The sequence below is a fragment of the Acidovorax sp. SUPP950 genome (assembly GCF_030158935.1).
Classification (GTDB): Bacteria; Pseudomonadota; Gammaproteobacteria; order Burkholderiales; family Burkholderiaceae_C; genus Paracidovorax.
This window is the reverse complement of sequence record NZ_BQXE01000022.1, coordinates 1-753: the sequence shown is the minus strand read 5'-3', so window position 1 is coordinate 753 and position 753 is coordinate 1. Positions and strand designations below refer to the sequence as shown.

Sequence of the window (753 nt, the reverse complement as noted above, 5' to 3'; positions counted from 1 at the left end):
GCAGCGCGTCGTACTCCAGCCGCAGCGTGCGCCCATCGGCGTGCTGCGCCTGCACCCGGTTGCCGAAGGCGTCGTAGCGGTACTGCAGGGTGCCCCCCTGCGCACCGGTTCCCGCACCGGCTCCCGCACCGCCGTGGCTCCAGCCGATGCGGTTGCCCGGCCACTGCTGCACCGGCCCGCCCGCGCGGCCTGGCGCACCGCCCTGCGGCTGCAGCAGATCGAAGCCCGGGTCGTGCAGGTTCTGCTGCACCTGGCTCGCCCAGTCCTGGCGGTCCGCACCCGGGGCCGCCTCCTGGCCCGAGGGGTCCGGCAGCCGGTTGCCCGCCGGATCGAGCCGCCAGCGCCGCTGCTGCACGGCGTCGGCGACCGCATGCACCACGCCGGTCAGGCGCTGGTGCACGTCGTAGTGGTAGCGCGTGGCATCCAACGGGGTCTGCACGCCCACCAGTTGGCCCAGCGCATCGTAGGTGTAGCGGCGCACGGCCAGGGCGGCGAGCGGGCCCGGTGCCTGCGCCGCACCTGCCGAGGGCAGCCCTTGCCAGTCTTGCTGCAGCAGCCGGCCCATGGGGTCCAGGCGCCGGGTCTGGGTGACTGCGGCATGGACCCGTTGCGCGCCGCCCTCCAGCTGCAGGCTGCGCGCGACCTCCCGGTGCAGCGCATCGCGTTCGATGGCCAGCACCGGGGTCTTGTCCAGCAGCAGCCCGTGCACGTGGCCCGAGCCGTAGGCCAGCCAGTCCAGCTCGCCCAGGCCCT

1 pseudogene is annotated in these 753 nt (G+C 74.9%); it reads right to left on the bottom strand.

Annotated elements, in window-relative coordinates:
* A pseudogene (locus AVME950_RS24250) lies at window positions 1-753 on the bottom strand (RHS repeat domain-containing protein); the annotation flags it as partial.